Source organism: Flavobacterium rhamnosiphilum (assembly GCF_004349195.1).
In the GTDB taxonomy this organism is placed as follows: domain Bacteria; phylum Bacteroidota; class Bacteroidia; order Flavobacteriales; family Flavobacteriaceae; genus Flavobacterium; species Flavobacterium rhamnosiphilum.
Genome location: NZ_SMLG01000014.1, coordinates 1 through 22609, shown reverse-complemented (window position 1 = coordinate 22609; position 22609 = coordinate 1). Strand labels below are relative to the sequence as shown.

At 32.8% G+C, this 22609-nt stretch carries 14 protein-coding genes, 2 tRNA genes and 1 pseudogene; 6 read left to right on the top strand and 11 right to left on the bottom strand.

Features of this window, described 5'->3' with window-relative positions; translation table 11 throughout:
- Positions 1-3: 3 nt before the first annotated feature.
- From E0I26_RS14880 to E0I26_RS14855, 6 genes are all read right to left on the bottom strand, one after another.
- Positions 4-819 carry a M48 family metallopeptidase gene (locus E0I26_RS14880; RefSeq protein WP_131917234.1) on the bottom strand — a complete coding sequence of 272 codons (816 nt, stop codon included), beginning with the start codon at positions 817-819 and terminating at the stop codon, positions 4-6.
- An 88-nt stretch (positions 820-907) separates the two neighbouring features.
- Complete coding sequence (locus E0I26_RS14875; RefSeq protein ID WP_131917233.1) at positions 908-3307, bottom strand: glycoside hydrolase family 31 protein; 2400 nt, start codon at positions 3305-3307, stop codon at positions 908-910.
- A 198-nt stretch (positions 3308-3505) separates the two neighbouring features.
- Positions 3506-3913: a GxxExxY protein gene (locus E0I26_RS14870; protein WP_131917232.1), complete on the bottom strand. Its 408-nt coding sequence runs from the start codon at positions 3911-3913 to the stop codon at positions 3506-3508.
- A gap of 281 nt (positions 3914-4194) precedes the next feature.
- A complete protein-coding gene (gene glgB / locus E0I26_RS14865; protein ID WP_131917231.1) occupies positions 4195-6102 on the bottom strand; it encodes a 1,4-alpha-glucan branching protein GlgB in 1908 nt (635 codons plus the stop codon).
- A 71-nt stretch (positions 6103-6173) separates the two neighbouring features.
- Positions 6174-7454, bottom strand: coding sequence for a glucose-1-phosphate adenylyltransferase (locus tag E0I26_RS14860; RefSeq protein ID WP_131917230.1), 1281 nt, complete (start codon positions 7452-7454; stop codon positions 6174-6176).
- Positions 7451-8872: a glycogen synthase gene (locus E0I26_RS14855; RefSeq protein ID WP_131917229.1), complete on the bottom strand. Its 1422-nt coding sequence runs from the start codon at positions 8870-8872 to the stop codon at positions 7451-7453. The genes E0I26_RS14860 and E0I26_RS14855 overlap by 4 nt, the downstream gene beginning before the upstream one ends.
- 187 nt (positions 8873-9059) lie before the next feature.
- On the opposite strand from E0I26_RS14855, the gene E0I26_RS14850 reads away from it, so the two are divergent.
- The 6 genes from E0I26_RS14850 to E0I26_RS14825 all read left to right on the top strand — a co-directional run bounded on the left by E0I26_RS14850 (position 9060) and on the right by E0I26_RS14825 (position 16339).
- A complete protein-coding gene (locus tag E0I26_RS14850; RefSeq protein WP_131917228.1) occupies positions 9060-9926 on the top strand; it encodes an alpha/beta fold hydrolase in 867 nt (288 codons plus the stop codon).
- Between the two features lie 89 nt (positions 9927-10015).
- A complete protein-coding gene (gene msrB, locus E0I26_RS14845) occupies positions 10016-10405 on the top strand; it encodes a peptide-methionine (R)-S-oxide reductase MsrB (RefSeq protein WP_131917227.1) in 390 nt (129 codons plus the stop codon).
- 4 nt (positions 10406-10409) lie between these two features.
- On the top strand, positions 10410-11051 hold the full coding sequence (locus E0I26_RS14840) for an endonuclease III domain-containing protein (protein WP_131917226.1): 642 nt from the start codon (positions 10410-10412) through the stop codon (positions 11049-11051).
- 99 nt (positions 11052-11150) lie between these two features.
- Positions 11151-13886 (top strand): AsmA family protein, encoded by a 2736-nt coding sequence (locus E0I26_RS14835; RefSeq protein ID WP_131917225.1) that lies wholly within the window; start codon positions 11151-11153, stop codon positions 13884-13886.
- Positions 13887-14265: 379 nt separating this feature from the next.
- Positions 14266-15849, top strand: coding sequence for an SWIM zinc finger family protein (locus tag E0I26_RS14830; RefSeq protein ID WP_131917224.1), 1584 nt, complete (start codon positions 14266-14268; stop codon positions 15847-15849).
- Between the two features lie 22 nt (positions 15850-15871).
- A complete protein-coding gene (locus E0I26_RS14825) occupies positions 15872-16339 on the top strand; it encodes a UPF0158 family protein (protein ID WP_131917223.1) in 468 nt (155 codons plus the stop codon).
- 39 nt (positions 16340-16378) lie between these two features.
- Here the strand turns inward: E0I26_RS14825 and E0I26_RS14820 are convergent.
- From E0I26_RS14820 to E0I26_RS14800, 5 genes and pseudogenes are all read right to left on the bottom strand, one after another.
- Positions 16379-16761: pseudogene (locus E0I26_RS14820) on the bottom strand (virulence RhuM family protein); the annotation flags it as partial.
- A gap of 198 nt (positions 16762-16959) precedes the next feature.
- Positions 16960-19767: a DEAD/DEAH box helicase family protein gene (locus E0I26_RS14815; protein ID WP_131917222.1), complete on the bottom strand. Its 2808-nt coding sequence runs from the start codon at positions 19765-19767 to the stop codon at positions 16960-16962.
- An 81-nt stretch (positions 19768-19848) separates the two neighbouring features.
- Positions 19849-21753 carry a site-specific DNA-methyltransferase gene (locus E0I26_RS14810; protein WP_131917221.1) on the bottom strand — a complete coding sequence of 635 codons (1905 nt, stop codon included), beginning with the start codon at positions 21751-21753 and terminating at the stop codon, positions 19849-19851.
- A 627-nt stretch (positions 21754-22380) separates the two neighbouring features.
- A tRNA-Leu gene (locus tag E0I26_RS14805) sits at positions 22381-22466 on the bottom strand.
- Between the two features lie 6 nt (positions 22467-22472).
- Positions 22473-22545: transfer RNA gene (locus E0I26_RS14800), tRNA-Phe, on the bottom strand.
- Between the last annotated feature and the right edge of the window lie 64 nt (positions 22546-22609).

Genomic DNA, 22609 nt, shown 5'->3' with positions numbered 1-22609 from the left:
GTACTATCTGTAAATAACACCAACTTTAGCTGCTAAAGCTTTTGCTTCAGGAATTAGTGCTTTTAGATTTGCGATTCTGGTTGCATCAGATGGGTGTGTGCTTAAAAATTCCGGCGGCGCTTGTCCCGCAGATTGCGAAGCCATTCTTTGCCAAAAAACAATAGATTCATCCGGGTTATACCCTGCAATTGCCATTAAAGTAAGTCCTATTTTATCCGCTTCCGTTTCATGTCCTCTACTAAAAGGGAGCATTGCACCATATTGCGTTGTTACACCATAAGCTTGCTGCCAGATTTGTTGATTCTCTTCACTTTTACCTCCTGTAGCAACTGCAACTCCCACAGCTCCTAATTGCTGCAATTGAGCTGCGCTCATACGTTGTGCCCCATGATTGGCTAATGCGTGAGAAACTTCATGTCCCATTACAGTTGCTAAACCGGCATCATTTTTAGTGATTGGTAAAATACCGGAATAAACAACAATTTTTCCACCAGGCATACACCAAGCATTCACCTCTTTATTATCAATTAATTTATATTCCCAACGATACTCATTCAAATATTGTGTCTGCCCTAAATAGGTTAAATATTTTTCTGCCGCTGCTTTAATTCGCAACCCAACCGTTTCTACTTTTTTAGCATCTGCAGTTCCGGTAATCACTTTATTTGCCTTTAAAAAAGTACCGTATTGCTGAAAAGATGTTGGAAACAACTCACTATTAGAAACAAAATTTAGGCTTTTTTTTCCTGTAAGTGGATTAGTAGCACAGGAATAAACCAATCCAACTGCAAAAATCCCTACTAATAAATGTTTTTTCATAATTTTAGATTTTAAATATTAAACAAAAATACAATTATTATAAACATTTATATTTACATAATTAAATATAAATATATCAACTTTTTTGTTATTCACCTGTTATATGCAACGTTGTAAATTCCTTATTTACAATCAAGTAGTCACTATTTTTCAAAGTGTTTTCATCAAAAGAAACTTCCACATTATCAATTTCAATCATTTTAACTTTAAATGGTAATCCGATAAGATTTATTTTATATTTCGAATAATTTGTGTCATATTTTCCTTCTTTATGTAGCTGAATAATCAGTTCTTTCTCTTTACCGGTTGTTTGAAACGATAAGAAACTATACCTCCCTTTTTTGTAATCATATCCATCCTGAGCATCTTCATAAACTACTGATTTCTCTTTTCCTTCTTTGTAGTAAATATCTAATGTTAACTCATCAAATTCTAACTCTCCAACATATTGTTGCACTGGATATTTAGGAATGATTGCTCCTGCTTTTACAAAAATTGGAATTTCATCGAATTTAGTATCTACCCAAATTTCTTTTCCTCCATTAACTGTCTCATTGGTCCAATAATTATACCACTGCCCTCTAGGAATATACATTCTTCTACCTAAAGCATTTGGTTCTAAAATAGGACATACTAAAATTTGGTTTCCAAAAACAAATTCATCATTTCTATAATGCGTTTGAATATCTTCTTGATCATAATATACCAATGGTTTTAGCATTGGAATTCCCTCTTCAATATATTGCCAAAACATAGTGTACAAGTAGGGTAATAATTGATACCGTAAATTTACGAATTTTCTAGTGATATCTATCACCTCTTCATCAAAAGCCCATGGTTCCTGATTGCCATGATCACCAGATGAGTGGGTTCTGCAAAAAGGATGAAAAACACCCAATTGAATCCAACGGGCATACAACTCACCCGAAGGTTGTTCCGCAAATCCACCAATATCTGATCCCGTAAAACCCATCCCGGAAATAGACATGCGTTGCACCTGAATATTTGCAATCCATAAATGTTCCCAAGTGGCCACATTATCTCCTGTCCAAGAAGACGTGTAGCGCTGTGCTCCTGCGTATGCTGATCTTGTTATTACAAAAGGCCTTTTTGGATAAGCAAATCGTTTCACACCGTGATACGTGGCTCTAGCCATTTGCGTGCCATAAATATTGTGTGCTTTTCTATGGCTGCAAGGATTTCCATCGTAATCGTGACGTACATCCATAGGAAATGTTTTATTGGGAACTTCCATAACCGCAGGTTCGTTCATATCATTCCACACTCCTTTCACTCCAATATCTGAAATTAATTCTTTAAATAATCCCGCCCACCATTCTCTTACTGCTGGGTTTGTATAATCTGGAAAGTTACATTCTCCCGGCCATACTTTTCCTTTCATATACGGACCATCGGCTCTTTTGCAGAAATAATCTTTTTCTAAGGCTTCTTTATATACAGCGTATTCTTTGTCAATTTTTATTCCCGGATCAATGATTACAACTGTTTTAAAACCATCTTCGGCTAATTCAGCCACCATTCGTTTTGGATCGGGAAAATATTCTTTGTTCCAGGTGAAACATCTAAAACCTTCCATATAATCAATATCCAAATACAACGCATCGCATGGAATTTGTAATTCCCTGAATTTGGCTGCAACTTCTTTCAAATTACTTTCCGGATAATAACTCCATTTACATTGATGATATCCAAGTGCCCAAAGCGGCGGCAGTTCCGGTTTTCCAGTCAAATCAGTATACGTAGTAACAACATCCTGCATTTGCGGTCCGTAAATGAAATAGTAATTCATCTCTCCACCTTCGGCCCAATAACTCGTTACATTTCTTCGTTCATGACAAAAATCAAAATAGGTTCTAAAAGTATTGTCGAAGAAAATTCCGTACGATTGTTTGTTTTGTAATCCAATGTAAAACGGAACGACTTTGTATAACGGCTCTTGGTCTTTTTGAAAAGCATATTGATCCGTAGCAAAATTCTCCAGTCTCTTTCCCTTCAAATTCATTTGGGTTGCTTTATCGCCAAGTCCGTAAAAGCATTCACCATCTTTGGAAGCCTTACTCATTTTTACGATATTACCGCCATATTCATAGCTTTCTTCCCAATGAAAACCCAATTCATCTTCTAATATGACATTTTCATCCAAATCAAAAATAGACAGTCTCATGTCTGTTTTTTGAATTCTGCACAGTACTTTACTGGTTTTTATCTGATAATAATTTTCCACTTCAGAAACCTCAAGAAAATTATATCCATGAGAATGACTTTTATCAATTGCATAAGAAAAATCATTGCTGAAATATCCTTTTGTAGTAAACCGAAATCGGATTAAACTATCTCTTAATATGGTCACTTTAAGTATTACACTATTACCGGTATGAAAATAGACTGAATCTACTTCATGCTCAAAAGAAACTATTTTTGAAGGATATAAATCCCCTTTATATTCTAATTCTGTATTTGTAATCATATCTTGTGAAATTAATTTTAATCATTTTTTTGGTTTTCAAACTTACAAAAAACCGTGGTAAGCACATGTAAATCTGAGGTTTATTCGCGAAAACGTTATAGTTTTTAAACAATGAGATTTAGAGATTAAGAGGGATTGTTTTGTTATTAACAAAGAGGCCTAGAGATTTAGAGAGGTTGGTTTTTATTTCTGTTTTATTTAGGGCAATTGGTTGTAATATTCGTTTAGAAATACAAATTTGCCTTCTGACATTATATTTTTTACATTAAAGTTTACAAGAATTCCTTTTGGTGCTTTTGCGATTTTCATTTGACTAATTAGTTTTGCTTTAAAATAGGGAATAATCTCTTGAACTGCTTTTAATTCTAGCATGATACAATTTTCCACAAACAAATCACATCTAAAATCAGTTGTTAAATCTAAATCTTTGTAGTTAAAATAAAATGAAGCTTCAGAAGTGAAATTAATATTTCTCAGTTTTAATTCGTGGGCCAAACATTTATGATAAATGCTTTCTATCAAACCAGGCCCAAGACTCATGTGAACTTCAATTATTGAAGCAAAAATTTCATAACTTAAATCGTCTACAAATTCTTTTGTAACCATATGATTATCATTTTTCTATTCGTTACTCAATTTTCTAATCTAATATTTCAGTTTACTTTTCAACAATGAGATTAAGAGATTAAGAGCAAATGCTATTAAAATTCTTGAATTAGTGCAAATTTTATGGGTTAGATAAATTTGTTTGCTTACAAAAATGTAAATTGTGTCATGAATGCCTCTTAACCTCTTAATCTCATTGTAAAAAAAATCAGCTTCTCTAAATCTCTAAACCTCTTTGTTTAAAACAAATCAGCTTCTCTTTATCTCCAAATCTCTTTGTTTTATAAAATTTTAAAAACCGTTACACCCAAAGGCGGCAAAAGCAATTCAATTGAATAATCCCTTCCATCATAAGGCATCGCTTCAATTGTTAATTTACCATGATTGGTTACGCCACTTCCTCCATAAATTTTGGCGTCACTATTAAAAATTTCTGTTAGTTTTCCTTTTTTTGGCAGACCAATACGGTAATTGGAGCGAACAACTTGAGTAAAGTTACAAACTACAATCACATCGTCTTTTTGGTTATTCCCTTTTCGGATGAAAGACATCACTGCATTTTGATGATCCGAATAATTAATCCATTCGAAACCTTCTGGGCTAAATTGTTTTTCATACAGTGCCGGTTGGGATTTATACAATTTATTCAAGGCTGTAATCAACTGTTTTACGCCTTCATGGTACGGATATTCCCATAAATGCCAATCAAGACTTCCTTCAAAATTCCATTCGTTACTTTGTCCAAACTCACTTCCCATGAATAATAATTTTGTTCCGGGATGTGTAAACATATAGCCGTATAACAATCGTAAATTCGCAAATTTCTGCCATTCATCGCCAGGCATTCTTCCGGCGATAGATTTTTTCCCGTAAACCACTTCGTCGTGGGAAAGTGGCAGCATGAAATTTTCGGAGAACGCATAAGTCATCGAAAAAGTCAAATCGTTTTGATGGTATTTTCTGTAAACCGTTTCTTTTTGAAAATAGTCCAAAGTATCATGCATCCAGCCCATCATCCACTTCATACCAAATCCTAATCCGCCAACGGATGTAGGTCTGGAAACCATTGGAAAAGAAGTACTTTCCTCAGCTATGGTTTGCACTCCTTCAAAATTAGAATAAACCGCTTCATTGAATTCTTTCAAAAAACTTATGGTGTCAAGATTTTCTCTGCCTCCATAAATATTAGGCTCCCATTCCCCTTCTTTTCTGGAATAATCCAAATATAACATAGAAGCTACGGCATCTACACGAAGCCCATCGGCATGATAATGTTGCAGCCAAAACAGCGCATTACTTATCAAAAACGACCGAACTTCATTACGTCCATAATTAAAAACCAAACTTTTCCAATCCGGATGATAGCCTTTTTTTCGATCAGGATGTTCAAAAAGATTCGATCCGTCAAAAAATCCTAAACCATGTGCATCATCCGGAAAATGAGAAGGAACCCAATCCAGAATTACGCCAATTCCTGCTTGATGCAATTTATCTACTAAAACCATGAAATCCTGTGGGTTCCCGAAACGGGAAGTCGGCGCGAAATACCCAACCAATTGATATCCCCAAGACGGATCATATGGATATTCCATTATAGGCATAAACTCAACGTGAGTAAACCCGGTTTCTTTTACATAATGGACTAAATCTTCGGCAAATTCAAGATAAGTCAAAAAGCGATTGTCTTCGGTATGACGCTTCCAGGAACCTAAATGTACTTCATAGACAGAATAAGGTTTGTCTAAACCATTATGGTTTTTACGCGATTCCATCCAGTGCGCATCTTTCCATTTGTAATCCAGATCCCAAACCACTGAAGCTGTATGTGGAGGTTTTTCGCAGTAAAAGGCAAATGGATCTGCTTTTTCGGTGATAATTCCACCATTATTAGATTGTATTTTATATTTATAGGTTGTCCCTTTTTCTATATTTGGAATAAAACCTTCCCAAATCCCTGAAGAATCCCAACGAACTTGCAGCAGATGTTCTCCTTGTGTCCAAAAATTAAAATCCCCAACCACTGATACCGAATGTGCCGTAGGAGCCCAAACCGCAAAATAAACGCCTTTAATGCCATCGACTGTTACAAGATGCGCACCTAGTTTTTCGTATAATCGGAAATGTTTCCCTGCTTTAAATAAATCGATGTCAAAATCGGTAAAAAGGGAATGCGAGATAACTTTATTCATATAACAATTGTATAATTCTATTTTTAGAAAAAGAATAGAATATTATTTTTAAGAAAAAACAGTTTATAAATTTACTTTATGATGTAATTATCCGGTATAACTGCTCCTTTTTTAATGACAACAATTCCATCTTTTATGGCATACAATTCATTAGAAAAATCTTCTAAATGATTTCCTCCATTGATATAAGCATCATTACCAATCCTACAATTCTTATCTACTATAGCATTGTTTATAAAACATCTTTCACCAATTCCTACCAATTGTCTGTCGTTTTTAAGATCTTCATTCATATCATCAATATTCTGATAGAAATCATTCCCCATTACATAACAATTCTGAATTATGGTTCCTTCCCCTATTCTGGATCGAATACCAATTACGGAATGGTTTATTTCTTTGGCATTCAAAATGCAACCTTCGGAAATTAACGATCTATCAACCAATGTTTTTTGGAATTTTGATGGAGGCAACAATCTTGGCCTTGTGTAAATTTTATTGTTGTCATCGAATAAATTAAATTTTGGCAAGTCTTCCGTTAATCCAATATTAGCTTCAAAAAAGGAATCTATATTACCAATATCTGTCCAATATCCTTCATATTGGTAGCTTAATATTTTTTTATGACCTACAGCTTGTGGAATAATTTCTTTACCAAAATCTTTAGTTTCTTTATTTGACATGATCTCTACCAACAGTTTTTTGTTGAAGATGTAGATTCCCATTGAAGCCAAATAATGCTTTCCTTCGTTCTTCATTTGCTCACTCACATCCGATTCCCAATCTGATAACAATTCCTTTGCTGGTTTTTCAATAAAGGACTCGATACAACTTTCGGAGTTTGTTTTTAATATTCCAAATTCAGGTGCATCTTTCGCATTTACTGGCAAAGTTGCGATCGTGATATCAGCTTCATTTTTAATATGCTCCTCTAACATATCGTTAAAATCCATTTGATACAATTGATCTCCTGAAAGAATCAATGCATAATCAAAATCATGATTCAAAAAATGGGGCATACATTGTCTTACGGCATCCGCAGTTCCTTGAAACCAAGTTGGATTATCCGGAGTTTGCTCTGCGGCAAGAATATCAACGAAGGCATGGCTAAAAATACTAAAGTTATAGGTGTTTTTTATGTGGGCATTTAAGGAAGCTGAATTAAATTGAGTCAATACAAACATTCTATAAATATCCGAATTCATACAATTTGAAATTGGAATATCAACTAATCTGTATTTTCCTCCTATTGGTACAGCTGGTTTAGATCTTGTTTCTGTTAACGGGTATAATCTGGATCCTTGTCCACCTCCTAAAATAATTGCAATAACATTTTTCTTTTTAGCTTTCATTTTTTATTAATGATTAAATTATATATGTCTATGTATTCTTGGCAGACACTACTCCAAGAATGATCTGTACTCATTCCTATTTTTCTAATTTCATTTAGCTTTTTTCTGTCTTGGTATAAATCCACTGCTCTTTGAATCGAATAACAAATGTCAGCAACACTTGCCTGATCATGGCAAATTCCGTTTCCATTGTCACCAAAATCAATAACAGTATCTTTCAATCCACCGGTTCTTCTCACAATAGGAATGGTGCCATACCGTAAGGAATACATTTGGTTCAAACCACAAGGCTCAACTCTTGATGGCATTAATAAAAAATCAGAACCTGCATAAATCAAATGGGCTAACTCTTCATTGTATCCAATAAAAGTATTGTAGTTGCCTTTATAATCAGACAACAAGCCATTCAATTGATTTTCAATCAGTGTATTTCCTGAGCCTAAAATTAAAATATTAATTTGTTGATAATTTTCAGATAAAGCAAGTGCTGAAGCGTGAGGCAATAAATCGCCTCCTTTTTCTTCCAATAATCTACCTATAAAACTAAAAAGTGGTTTTGTTGGATCTAAATTAAAAAGGTTACACAATTTTTCTTTATTTTCCTGTTTCCCTTTCTCGAAATTCTTGATAGAATAATTGGTTGACAGCATAGCATCTTTAGCCGGATCCCAAACTTCAATATCGATACCATTCAAAATTCCTTTTGACTTGTATCGCACCAAATTAAATAAGGATTCCAGTCCATTAGCAGAATAATTTATCTCATTCAGATAATTTGGAGAAACGGTCGTCACTGCCCAAGCACATTTAATTCCTACGGCAAGCGAATTGATATAATTGTCCCATTCTAAAACTTTCACATGCGATAAATCAAACTTTGGCAAGTAATACAATTTATCAAAACCAAACTGCCCTTGATACAAACCATTATGAATGGTAATCATAGAAGGCGTATTTCGCAATTTTTCATATTCGTGACAATACAACATCATAAAAGGAATCAAACCGGTATGATGATCATGACAATTAATAACATCAGGAACTTCATTTCTCCCTATCATCCAATCTAATGTGGCGATCTGGAAAGACAAAAAACGCTCAATATCATCTTCATAGCCATACACTTCTTTTCTATCAAATAGCTCCGGAATTTCTACCAAATACAGTTCAAATTCCAACTTGTCTGTTTTCTCTTTTAGAATGTTAAAAGGGAAATTAAAACTCCCCAATTTTACATGTCCCCAATGCACGCATTCAAACTCATTTTTCTTTCTGAATTTTGTGTCATAACAAGGCATCACAACTCTCACCTGATGACCTGCACTATTCTGATATTTGGGTAAAGCCCCTACAACATCAGCTAATCCCCCCACTTTTGCTACAGGATAACATTCTGCACTAATATGAAATATTTCCATTTATGAAATTTTATTATTTTTAAATTATTACTTAACAATACTACAGTTTATTCTTTGATATTTCCCTTTGCAGATTTTAAGTAAATGCTATTAATTCATTAAATTTTTATAAAATATACTACTTTTATGTTTTTCTAAATTTAGTGAAAAATATATAAAATAATAACTCGGTTGAAAATTTATTGAAATGACAAAAAAGACTTCTATTCATACACAATCATTAGAAATTCCTAGATTTATAATCCTAACCAGTAAACTTATCTCTTTTATTTCACCGAAATTAGTGACTCAATTTGCTGCGAAATTATTTACAACACCTATAAAACATAAAATTCCAAAAAGAGAATTGGAAATGGATCATAATAGCATCCAAAAATTAATCACCATTCCGGCAATTGACAAAGAGGTTGTTTTATATCAATATGGAAAAAGTGAGAAGAAAATTTTACTGGTTCATGGTTGGTCTGGACGCGGAACGCAGTTATTCAAAATAGCCGATGAATTGATAAAAACAGGTTATTCCACCGTTAGTTTTGATGCACCGGCACACGGAAAATCTCCCGGAAAAACGACTATTATGGTCGATTTTATTGCCACTATTTTAGAAATAGACAAACAGTTTGGTCCTTTCGAAGCTGCAGTTGGTCATTCATTAGGCGGAATGTCCGTTTTGAATGCCATAAAAAAAGGGCTTAAGGTAAATCATGCCGTTATTATTGGCAGTGGCGATATCGTTCAAGATATTATGGATGATTTTGTGGCAAAATTAGAATTGAAACCAAATATAAGCACCCGTTTGCGTTTGCATTTCGAAAAAAAATACAAGGAAGATATGAACAGTTATTCTGCTTATTTGGCTGCGAAAGAAACGGCTATTCCCGTTTTAGTCATCCATGATAATAATGACCCTGAAGTTCCTGTGACAGCTGGAATACACATTCATAAATACTTACAAAATGGGGAGTTATTATTAACGGACGGATTAGGACATCGAAAAATCCTTGGCAACCATAAAGTAATTGAAAAAACAGTTCAATTCATTCACGATAAGTAATTGAATTACAATGAAATAAAAACTTTTATAATCTTGCAGTAAGAGTTAAAAAATAAAGAATAATAATTTTTTAATAAAATTAATAAATCATGAAATATCCTGTAGAAAAAACCGAACAAGAATGGAAGGAACAATTAGGAGAAGAACGCTACCGAATTCTTCGCCAGAAAGGAACCGAATATCCACACACGGGAAAATACAACTTGAATTTTGAAAAAGGAACCTATTGTTGTGGCGCCTGCGGAGAGCCTTTGTTTGAAAGCAACTCTAAGTTTGATGCGCATTGTGGTTGGCCCTCTTTTGATGAGTCCATTCCTGGAAAAGTACAATATATTTCGGATGTTACACATGGCATGAAACGCACTGAAATCTTATGTGCCAATTGCGGCAGTCATTTGGGTCATGTATTTGAAGACGGACCTACCAAAACTGGGCAACGCTATTGTGTGAATTCCTTATCTGTAGATTTTAAAGAATGATACTATGGATTTATTTGGAAATTCAAACGATTGGGCTAAGAAATTAGAACCAATTCTAACGAAGTACAAAGGAAGAAAACATCCGTTGGACTACCATAATTTATACCAGCTTTTGATGATGGTTGTTTTATCTGCACAAGATTCTGATGCTAATATCAATAAAATTGCCCCTGCTCTATTTGAAGTGTACCCAAATATGGAAAGCCTGTCTGTTTCAAATGTGGAGACATTATTTCCCTATATCTCCAAAGTCCGGAATTTTGGAACCAAAGCCAACTGGCTTCTGGAAATCGCGAAAACAATCAAAAAAAACGAAAATATTCCGCTCGCTATGGACGGTTTAGTGGCATTAAAAGGCATCGGACGAAAATCAGCAAATGTAATCCTTCGCGAAGCTAAAGTTCCTGCAGAAGGAATCATCGCCGATTTGCATGTCATAAGGGTTGCTCCAAGAATAGGATTAATCACAGAATCCAAAGATGGCATTAAAGCCGAAAAGCAACTCATGCAAGTGTTACCAAAAGAAATCTGGGGCGAAATCGGGATGGCAATTTCATTTTTGGGAAGAGAAATTTGTCGGCCTCAACCCAAGTGCCCTGAATGTCCTATTAACTCGATTTGTGAGTATTATAGAAATTTAAAATAGTCTAAAAAACCAATCTGTTTCCCCAAATTATCAGTTGCTTTTTGAGTACATTTGCCCCTTATTTTATTTAATCAAATAATTCCCAAAAAGGATTTACTCATGCCTAACAATAAACTTAAAGCAGTTACTCTTAAAACATTAAAATACATAGGAATTACTATTGTCGTTATTCTTTCTTTGATGTTCATAACCCCTTTTATTTTTTCAGAAAGGATTGAGCAGGAAATCAAAAAAGCGGCTAATGCCAAATTAAATGCTGAACTGAATTATTCGGATGCAAAGGTTTCCTTTTTCTATCATTTCCCATCTTTAACACTTACGTTAAATGATTTTAAACTCAACGGTTCTGCTCCATATAAAAACGAAAAATTTATTACAGCCAAAGAAGTTTCGTTTGGTATAAATGTCTCAAGCCTAATTTTTAGCAGTACCATTGAAATTGACCAAATCTACCTGAACCATTCCTTTATAAATGTAAAAGTCAACAAAAATGGGGAATCAAACTATAATGTATATATCGCCCCAAAGGAAACAAAAAAAAGTGACAGCTCTGAAACAGCTTTAAAACTGGAAAAAATTGAAATAAAAAACAGCCAAATTGTTTACGACGATCAATCGACCTACATCCATTTTGATGCTTTGGGTTTTAATTATCTTGGCAATGGAGATTTAAGCAAAGATGTATTTGACTTATATTCAAAAGCAAAAATCGATCGATTAAATATCATTTATGGAAATGTGCCCTACTTGATGAACAAAAAAGTAGATGGAGATTTAATCACTAAAGTAAATGTCAATTCATTGTCTTTTGTATTTGAACAAAATGATTTAAAAATCAACAAATTACCGGTAGATTTCAAAGGAAAATTTGACTTTCTAAAAGATGGTTATAATATAGATTTCATTGTTAAATCTACTGATAGTAATCTGGAAGATTTATTTACGGCTTTTCCTCCAAAGTATATTACATGGCTCAAAAAAACAGAACTTAAAGGGAAAACTGATTTACTGCTGACTTTAAAAGGAGAATATATTGCTTCCAAAAAGAAAGCACCCAATTTAAATCTGGATTTAAAAATAAGAGATGGTTTTGTAAATTATGACAAGAGTAAATTTCCTGTTTCAAATCTAAACTTGGATCTATCAACTCAACTTCCTTCCTTAAATCCTGATCTTTTGATTGTTGATGCAAAGAATTTGTCTTTGAACATTGCTGCCGATTATTTGAAAACGAAATTGTATGTAAAAGGAATACATAATCCCCAAATTGAAGCTACTTTAAACACCAAAATTGATTTAGAAAAACTCAATCGTGCCCTTGGAATTCCTGATATAGAATTAAAAGGAATACTTACTGGGGAAGGAACCGCAAAAGGAAAATACGATTCACAAAATCATATTTTTCCAGTTACAAATGCAACTATAAATTTAAAAAACGGCTATTTAAAAACCAAATACTATCCGAATCCAATTACTAATATCAACATTGTTTCCAAAGTAACCAATCAAAAAGGAACATTCAGCGACCTGAAAGTAACAATAAAACCAACACAATTTACCTTCGAAGGAAAACCGGTTTTTGTGGAAGCTGATTTGAATAATTTTGACGATCTTACCTATGACATCAAAGCCAAAGGAACGCTCGACATCAGCAGAATATACAAAGTTTTCTCTCAAAAAGGACTGGATATTGATGGCTCTATCAAAGCAGATTTAGCATTAAAAGGAAAACAAAGTGATGCCGAAAAAGGCAACTACAGCAAACTGCATAACAAAGGCACACTCGAACTCCGAAACATTCTTGTAGCGTCTGAATACCTGCCAAAGTCATTTCTTATAAAAGAAGGGATATTCAAAATCAATCAGGATAAAATGACTTTCAATCGCTTTTTGGCCGCTTATGGTCAATCTGATTTTAAAATGAATGGCTATTTACAAAACGTATTCAATTTCATAACTTCCAAAAACAGTGTTTTGAGAGGTGCATTTACGCTAAATTCTAAATACGTCAATGCCGATGAATTTATGTCGAGTACCACCAAAATGGCTGCAACGACAACGGCTGCACCATCAGAACTAGAAACAGGAGTAATCCTGATTCCGTCTAATTTCGATTTGCGATTCCAAGCCAATGCTCAAAAAGTAAATTTCAATGGACTGACTCTCAACGATGCCAAAGGAGCGCTCCAAATGAAAAATAGCAAATTAAACATGCAAAATACCGGTTTCAATCTGATTGGTTGTGCCGTTACGATGAATGCCAAGTATAAAGGCATTACGCCCAAAAAGGCCCAATTTGAATATGAGATAAAAGCCAGCGATTTTGATGTTAAAAGAGCGTACAACGAAATAAAAATTTTCAGAGAAATGGCAAGTGCTGCCGAAAAAGCGCAAGGAACCATTTCATTAGACTACAAGCTCAAGGGGAAATTAAATGGAAAGATGGAACCCGTATATCCTTCATTAGTAGGTAACGGTGTCGTTTCTATAAAAGATATAAAATTATACGGCATGAAGATGTTTAATGCCGTAAGTAAAAAAACCAGTCACGAAGGAATCAAAAATCCTGAAATTTCAAAAGTGGATATAAAGTCTTCGATAAAAAACAACATCATAACTATCGAGCGTTTCAAATTCAAATTTGCCGGTTTCCGACCAAGAATCGAAGGAAAAACAAGTCTCGACGGAAAACTCAACCTCAAAATGCGATTGGGATTACCGCCTTTAGGAATTTTCGGAGTTCCATTAGTTATCACAGGAAACAAAGACAATCCTAAAATAAAAATTGGAAGAAAATCCGATGAACTAGAAGAAACGAAAGATACAATTGACTAGTTGATGCTATTTCATCTCGTGAATTTCTAAACCATACAGATTGGGTTTTATAAATAATAATTGATTTTGGGAAAGGCTTTAGCCAAAATATTGATTTAAAACTATTTCATCTTTGTCAAAGTTTTAAACTTTGACAAAGATTCACATTCAAATTTCTTGACTTGATGACATTGCACGCGGGTATCCGTTGAACATTCAATCCCGAAGCTTTGGGACAACCATTTTTTAGCAAATATTCGATAGATCAAATCTTCAATCGAATTGGTGACATCTCCGTAAAAACCTATTTTTTTCCTTTCATTCAAAAACCATTTCGAAATTCAAAAACATTAAAACATTTTTAATTTTTATTTACATTTGGATTATAAAAAAAAATGAAATGTCAATACTAGCATTAAACGAAGAATCACATAACAAATGGGTTGCCCGATATGCCGGAAATTATGGAACTTATACCATAAAAATTAGATTAGGAGAAAATAATCAGTTCGAAAACTACAGTTGCTCTTGCCCGAGTGATTATTCTCCTTGCAAACATATTGGAATGATTCTGTCAAAGATTGGAATAAAAACAGCATCTATAACAAAGATAAATTCAGAGGATAATGAAGCCTTAATCAGAAAACTGTTTGAAGGTAATTCTAAAGAAAAATTCTTTGATTTTCTGATTGAATACTCCAAATACAACCCTGATTTTATCCAAAAAATCAAACTTGATTTCTTTACGGAAGAAAAAATAAAAAACGAAATCAACCTAAATGCAATCATTAGAATTGGTTTAGAATCGGTTAGTTCCGACAATGATGAAGACGATTATTATTACAATCACGATGGAATAGAACTGGACATTTTGGACGAATGGAAAACGAAAGCCGAAAGCGAGTTAGAAAAAAACAATCCTGAAGCAGCCTATCTTATAGCCAAAGCAATGCTTGAAGAATACTCGGAATGGCTGGAATATCTAGATTCTGATTTTATGGATTACATCTCGGAGGATTATGAGAGTTATCCTTTTATGATTCTAGATTTGATTTTAGAAAACAATAATACTTTTGATTTAAGGGTCTTTACCTATCTCAAAGAGCAGTTTGAGGATTCGAAATATCTTTATGCTGATGTTTTCTTTTTTGATTTTTTTGGCAAATTGGCAAAAACGGAAGAACAAGAAGCATATTATTTAGACCTTCTTAATAACGCCCTTAAAAAAATCGATTCAAAATACAAAGAGGAATGTATTCTGGGAAATCTTATTGATTTTTATGTTCAAAACAAACAGCCAGAAAAGGGATTTGAATTGTTAATGGCCAATTTACATATCGATAGTTTTAGAAAGAATGTCGTAGAGAAATACATGCTTGAGGACAATTTATCGGGCGCAAAACAATTGATTCATGACAAATTAAAAACCCTAGAATCCAACCATTACAAATCAGATTGGTACACCTATCTACTGCAAATAGCTGAATTGGAAAACGACACGGCCGACATACGACAATATTCCCATTACTTTATTTCAAACCGTTTTGAAAAGAAGCATTACCTTAAATACAAAGCTACATTTGCTGAAAATCAATGGAAAGAAGGATTTCTGACCTTGGAAAAAAACTATGGTGGTGACAATTATTTCTCCAGTTCATTGGTCGAATTGTGGATTGAAGAATGCCAATGGAATAAAATATTGCCTTATTTCAACACAAAATCTAGCATCCATAATTTAGAAAACTATTCTAAATATTTTCAAAATCAATTCCCGAAAGAAACCTTGGAATTGTATAAAAAACAGTTAAATTCCTATGCTTTCAATAATACAGGAAGAAATCATTACGAATATATCGCGACCATTTTACAGAAAATGAAACAAATAGAAGGCGGTACCGAAATGGCAAATATTTTAGTGGCAAATTACCTAATCGAATATAAAAACCGCCCTGCCATGAAGGAAATTTTAAACAAATTGAAATAGCAGCCTCATTAACAAAATCATAATGACACCATTAAACAAATCCCAAATAAAGGAAATCGCCGAGAACTTAGACTGTGGACTAAACTGTTATTGGAACAAAAAAACCGGTGAAATACTTTTTCTGCCAGAGGAATTAGGCCATTTGCTAGACGATGATTCAGACGATACAGCTATTGGCAATCAATGGTTGCAAGAAGATTTTGATTCAATCAAAAATAATCACGAAGATGTAGCAGTAATCGAAAAGCCTAATTCAAATTATTCTTTTGGGATTATGGAAGCATTTGCGGAACAATTACCCAACAAATTGGAATTTAAGCTCAAACTTTTCCAAGCTTTAAACAGAAATAAACCCTTTCGCGAATTTAAATTCATCATAGATAATTCCGATTATAGGGAAGAATGGTTTGCTTTTAAAGCGCTGAAATTGCAAGAATGGGTTGAGGAACAAATTGAAGAAATTGAGAAGAATGATTTAAGGGAGTTATAATAGTCCCTTTTTTTATAATAAAAGGTATTTGAGTGTACTATTCAGGACAAACTCCTTTAAAAAAAGATATTCTTTGAGTCGTTGCGTTGCCCAAATACGGAATTGTGTGCCTTGAAGTGATTTCACACGATAACCTACTGAAATGATTACATCGAGATTATAATACTTCACGTCTTTTCCCTGAGTCTTCCCTTCAATTGCGCCATGTACAGTGGTGTGTCGGAAATCCCGACACACCACTTTTTCTTCCAATTCGCCTTCTTAAAAACATTTTGAATATCTTCGGTTATCATGGTTCTACCTTTACCAAAAAGTGTCGCTATTTGTGCTTGAGACAACCAAACCGTTTCCTCTTAAAGCCGAACATCAATTTTGATAGTACCTTCTTGGTTTTGATAGATTAGTATTTCGCCCGTATTCATAAATTAATTCTTTTATATTGCGATATAATTGTTTTAATTTATATCTATAGCATTAAAAAACAACCCACTATCTATTTTGTTTTTTGAATGGATAAACCCCCTTTGTCAAAGTTTTGAACTTTGATAAAGGGGGTTTATAATCTCTATACTATTCGGCTAAAGCCAACGACAATTCAAAAAACAAAAAATGATTAAAAATTAAACCTCAATCTCCAAACAATCCTTTACAGCTTTCTTAAAGTTTACAGTATTTTTCGCATTATATAAAGGCAAACCAAATAACTTATAGTCTTTATTTTCTGCTTTTAATACTTTTTCAACACCGTATTTTTCTGTAATTTGTTCTAAAAATGTTTCTTTCCAACCCTCTTTACCCTCTTTGAAATTACCAGAAGCATCTTCAAATTGACTTCCTTTGGGCTCTATGAATACTTGATAATATAATAATTCTTCTTTGGATGATTTTAGGAATAATAGAAAATCGGGCTGAAAACCTCTTCCTTTTTCAAAGTCATAAATTTTATATACTTCTTCGTTTCTTAATAGAAATACTTTTCCATATTCACTTTCAAAATTAGCCATTGTATCTTTTAGGAAATTAATCAAGTTTCTCTCTTCACTTGTTCCACTAAATCCATTATAGATATACCAATCCTTGTCTTTTAAATCCCTTTCTAAATCTATATTTTCCTGTTCTTCTTCAATAGATTTTTCTTTGTACCAAACATCCATTTCCTTGAATGGTATTGCAACAAATTCTGAACCGATATAAGGATTTGAAATTAGTTGCAATTCTAACGTTACTTTTTCAAAAAAGCGTATTAAGGCACTTAGTTGATTTACATTCACAACATCATCTAAATTATTATAGGTTTTTGGAACAATTAATGTTATTGGAAACAAGCCAAGTAAATCATCTTTCATAATTTCATCAATAGAATTAATATTTAACTCCTCTTTCAATCTATTAAATCTTAATAATGAATTATCTCTTTTGGCAATGCTGTTAATGGCTTTTCTGATGATATGATTTTCAAAATTTTTTAATACTAATGCCAACGTTTTACTATCTGATGTTCCTTGTTTAAAACGGGTTGTATCATTTTCGTTTACTTCAAAATTTACAGTGGTTTCATTAATCTTAAATGTTTCTACTTTATAAAAAAAATCAAAACTATCTTTTACCTCCTTTAAAGTTGATTTTCGTTTGTTTGGATTGGTTAACCGATTGTTGTAATAGAGTTTAATATTGTTATAGAACTCCTTATCGCTATCAATAAAAGTCTGTTTTAGTTGGTATGTTTTTAAAAATTTGTCTTTGTCAGGAAGTAATTCCTGCCTTTTTAATTCGTTTTTTAATTCATTTAAATACTTCTCGTTATTATCACTGTGAAAATAGAACTCCTCTAAAACTCTTAATTCGTGATTGAGCTGATTATCAAACTTTCTTTTGTTTTTTTCTTTTCCCTCAAATTCAAATGGATAATATCGAACACCACGACCAATTAACTGCACTTCAGATGTTGTTGATTTTCCCGCTTTCCTATCACCTTTTTCATCTTTACCTTCATCACGTCCTTCGTACATTCTGACAATATCATATAGATTCAAAACATCCCAACCTTCAGTAAGACGTTGAACAGTAAAAATAGCTCTGATATGATTATTTTTATCTTCAAGACTGTTTAATAATCTTTCGGTTTCGGCTTCGGTTTTCTCTATTGTTTTAGTGCCTTTTTTTGAGTTGGTAATAATACAATTCCGTTCTACAAATGCGCCTTGAAGATAGGTTATGATATTACTTGAAGTAAGTTTATTTTCAAGCATATAGCGTTTAATATCAATAATTCTACTTTGACCTTTCTTGTACAATTCAGTAATATTGAAAAGTGCTTCTTCGTCAAATTCATTTAAGAAACTAAAATCTTCTCCTTTTAGGTCTTTTATCAGATTTATAAAAAATTCATAATCTTCTTGGGAATTATTCTGTTGCTCTTTGTCAATATACTTGCTTCTAAATAGGATTACAGGCTTGAAGTTAGGGATGTTATATTTTAAAGCGATTTCGTTTCTATACCAATTAAACAATAATGTTTGTAATACTCTTTTGCGCTTGTCAAATGAGCTTGAAACAAGGTTTATTTCTTTGGTATAACCTGCTTTTAGAAAGTCTTTTAAATCAAATTTATGAATTGTTTTCGGAACGTATTTTTTCTTCACCTCTTCATTGTCCGGAACGGTTGCCGTAAACTCTATTAATGCATTATGGTTTGGGGAAGTATTGATTTTTTTACCTTTATTTAATAGCAATTCAATAACGGTATGCTCCCAACTTTTTTCTATTTGGTCTTGACTTGCTTTTTCTGATAAAGCTGTGATTATTTCTAATTCTTCTTGAACTGCTCCTTTTTTCTTTTTGGTTGTTGCATTCAAGTGATGAGCTTCGTCACCAAGCATTATAATATCGTCTTTTTGCAATTGCTCCAAGAAAATACTATCTTCTTTTACTTTATAAACCGAATTATGTAAACCGTGAATGGTAGTAAAAAGGATTTGAATATCTTCGTCGTAGTTAGAAAATGAATCAACTTTTTTGATGTTTACTATTTTATCATCGACAACAATGTTTTGTTGGAATAAATACTTATTGTGCAAAGGATTGGTAAGATTGTCTTCGGTCTTACCAACAATATTATTTTGGTTTACAAAAAAGATAAACTTGTTTTTACCTTGTTTGTAATAATATAAAATCACGGCAGCCATCAGCAAGGTTTTCCCTGTTCCGGTTGCCATATTAAAAAGTAAATGGGTAGGATTATTGTCTTCTTCAACTTGTTTTATATCTTGATAAAGCAAAAAATTAAGCAACGCCTTTTGTTGCCAATCGAATAACTCAAACCTTAGATTATCTTTAATGTAATCAGGAATTTTAGGTTTTCTAATATCTAAATCAAAGGCTTTAGATATTAGTTCTTCAAAAAGATATTTAATGGGAAATAAACTCATTATTTTGTCTTCTAATTTAGGTTGTAAATGATATTATGTTCTAGCTTATATCTTTGTCAAAGTTTAGAACTTTGACAAAGATTATATTTGATAAAAATCTTTTGTTAATGCAATATCTGCCACACTCAAAGCATAACGACTGTCTTCCATATCAGAAACATTTACATAGAGTTGATTTAAATCGAGCATTTTGATAAACATTTCTTTTTGCTTGTCTAATGACAGTTTTTTGAAGTTTTCTTCTTTGCAAATTACTTCTCTAAACTCTTTTACTTTTACATTATAATGCAAGAAATATTTATCACACATTTCTTCAAAATAGCCAACCAATTCCTCATAACTTTTGCATCCTTGAATATGTTCTATGGCTGTTTGATTGTTTTTTGCCAATTCTAAATAGACGAATGAACCTTTTACATTATTCTCTATTACTTTTAAAATTCTATTTGAAGTAATATTTTGTGCATAATCCATCTGCTCTATCATTATAAATTTTCTATCTCCACCGTCTTCTTCATTTAATTCTAAAACAGCGTGAGCTGTTGAACCACTACCAGCGTGAAAATCTAATATAATATCATTTTTATTTGCACCTATACGAATTAAGTGTTTCAATAATGGTACTGATTTAGAGAAGTCAAAAGCCCTATATCCCAAAAGTTTCTCCAATGCAATAGCAGCTTGTTGATTTGTACCGTATTCTTTATCAATCCAATCACTTGGAATTTGTCCTTTAGAATTTTCTAAATAAATTTTACCATAAGGTTGTTCATCACCTCCAGAAGTCCAATATATTCCATTAGAGTTTCTTAATTCTTCAAATTTCTTTTCATTAACCATCCAAGGTCCGTTTAACTTAGTACCAGAAGGAGTTATTATTTCATAATTATTAGTACCTCTTGTTTTGTGTAATAAAATTGCTCTTCTAAACTTTCCATTTTCATCACTATACCTGTATTCTTTTATAGCCTTATCAGTTAGAGGTATCTTATTTAAAGTAATGGTTTTAGATTTTGAATATAGCAGTATGTATTCCTTTACTCTCGCAATATTACCAATGTTTGCTTGGTTGTCAGTTTTTCTGTAAGCAATGCAACTTAAAAAATTCTCTCTTTTATAAATTTCATCTAAAAGAATTTTCAAATATGCCTGCTCATTATCATCACATTGAACGAATATTATTCCATCTTCTGTTAATAATTCAAGGGATGTAATTAATCGATTACGCATAAATGTTAACCAAATTGAATGATTAAAACTATCATTATATGCAAAACTATCATTGCCAGTGTTGTATGGTGGATCTATGTAAATCAATTTTATTTTACCAACAAATTCTTTCTTTAAGGAATGTAACGCCAAAAGATTATTTCCTTTAATGATAAGGTTATCTTTAATCGTTCCGTTTTCATATCTTTCAAAAGAAGATAGATTTTCTTCACCGTTAGCAGTATATTTTTTTATGTTGGCAAATGCTTTTGGCTCAAGCAATCTATCAATTTCATCTTTTGCTAAAACTTGATTAAAGAATATTTCTTTTCGTTTGGCTTGCTTTTCTATATAATGCTGATCCTTTTCATCATATTCAAAATAAGTATCTGTTCCTTCTACGGTGCTTTGTCCGCCTTCAAGAACACAGTCTTTATAGGGAAAATCCAATACCACATCGGAATTGTCTTTTAGAAATTTACCATTAGCCGTTAGACCTATTCTATTCTCATATTGGGTATAGGAATTGTCTATTTTATTTTCGTCAAGATAAAACTTGAAATCATTGGTTTTGAAAACATAAACATCTTTGATTTTAAAGAAGAATTTTTCTCTTAATTCTTGGTTTTCTAAAAACAAACCAATTAAGTTTTCATCGGTTTTATCCACTAAATCGTGGATTTTATTGAGCATCAAATCACCTTGATTGTCTAATAAATTTGTATGGTAATTGGATTCTGATTTTAAAACCCTTTCAAGTGTAGCGTATAATTTCATATTTTGTCAAGCGACAAAAAAATAGGCGCAGGCTAATTGCAATGCTCGTATTCTGCGGGATTCGACGCCCGTACCTACAAAGCAAAGCAACGCCCACGCCTACGCGTGAACGTTAGCTTAAACTTCCCTGTAGGTATTTTGAAGTGTCGAATTTTCAGAATACAGGCTTATTCGCTAAACGCTAATTTTATATGTCTTTAATTATTTTTCTATAATTTCGTTTTTTATTGGATAGCAAATATAGGTGTTTAATTTCTATGCTAAATAATATAAGTTCAAAACTTATCACAGCAATAGCTCAATACTATTAAGTTAAAAGATTTTTGAATAAAGAGTAACGATTTCTGATTGCAGATTTTCGACCGAGGTATTAAAATAAAAAATGATGCTCTCTTTATTTGATTACCAATATAAATATTTATGGGTTTACAGAAATCTGAAATCAAAAATCATAAATACGTTACAAACAAACACTTAACTGAAAAATTTACAGGTAATTACAAACAACACCATTTTGAGTAAAGTAATATATATAACCGAAAAAATCTCCATCAAATGAATGATGAGGATTCTTTAATCTTAAAAATAAAAAAACTTCAGCCAGCGTTAGCCAACTGAAGTCTCTTGTACTCAGAGCGGGACTTGAACCCGCACGAACATTGCTGTTCACTGGATTTTAAGTCCAGCGTGTCTACCAATTTCACCATCCGAGCATTTTGTGGTACCTCCAGGGATCGAACCAGGGACACATGGATTTTCAGTCCATTGCTCTACCATCTGAGCTAAGGTACCGGTATACTTTACTTATAATGAAGAAGTATGAATAAAAAACCCCGTTCGTTAGAACAGGGTTTTC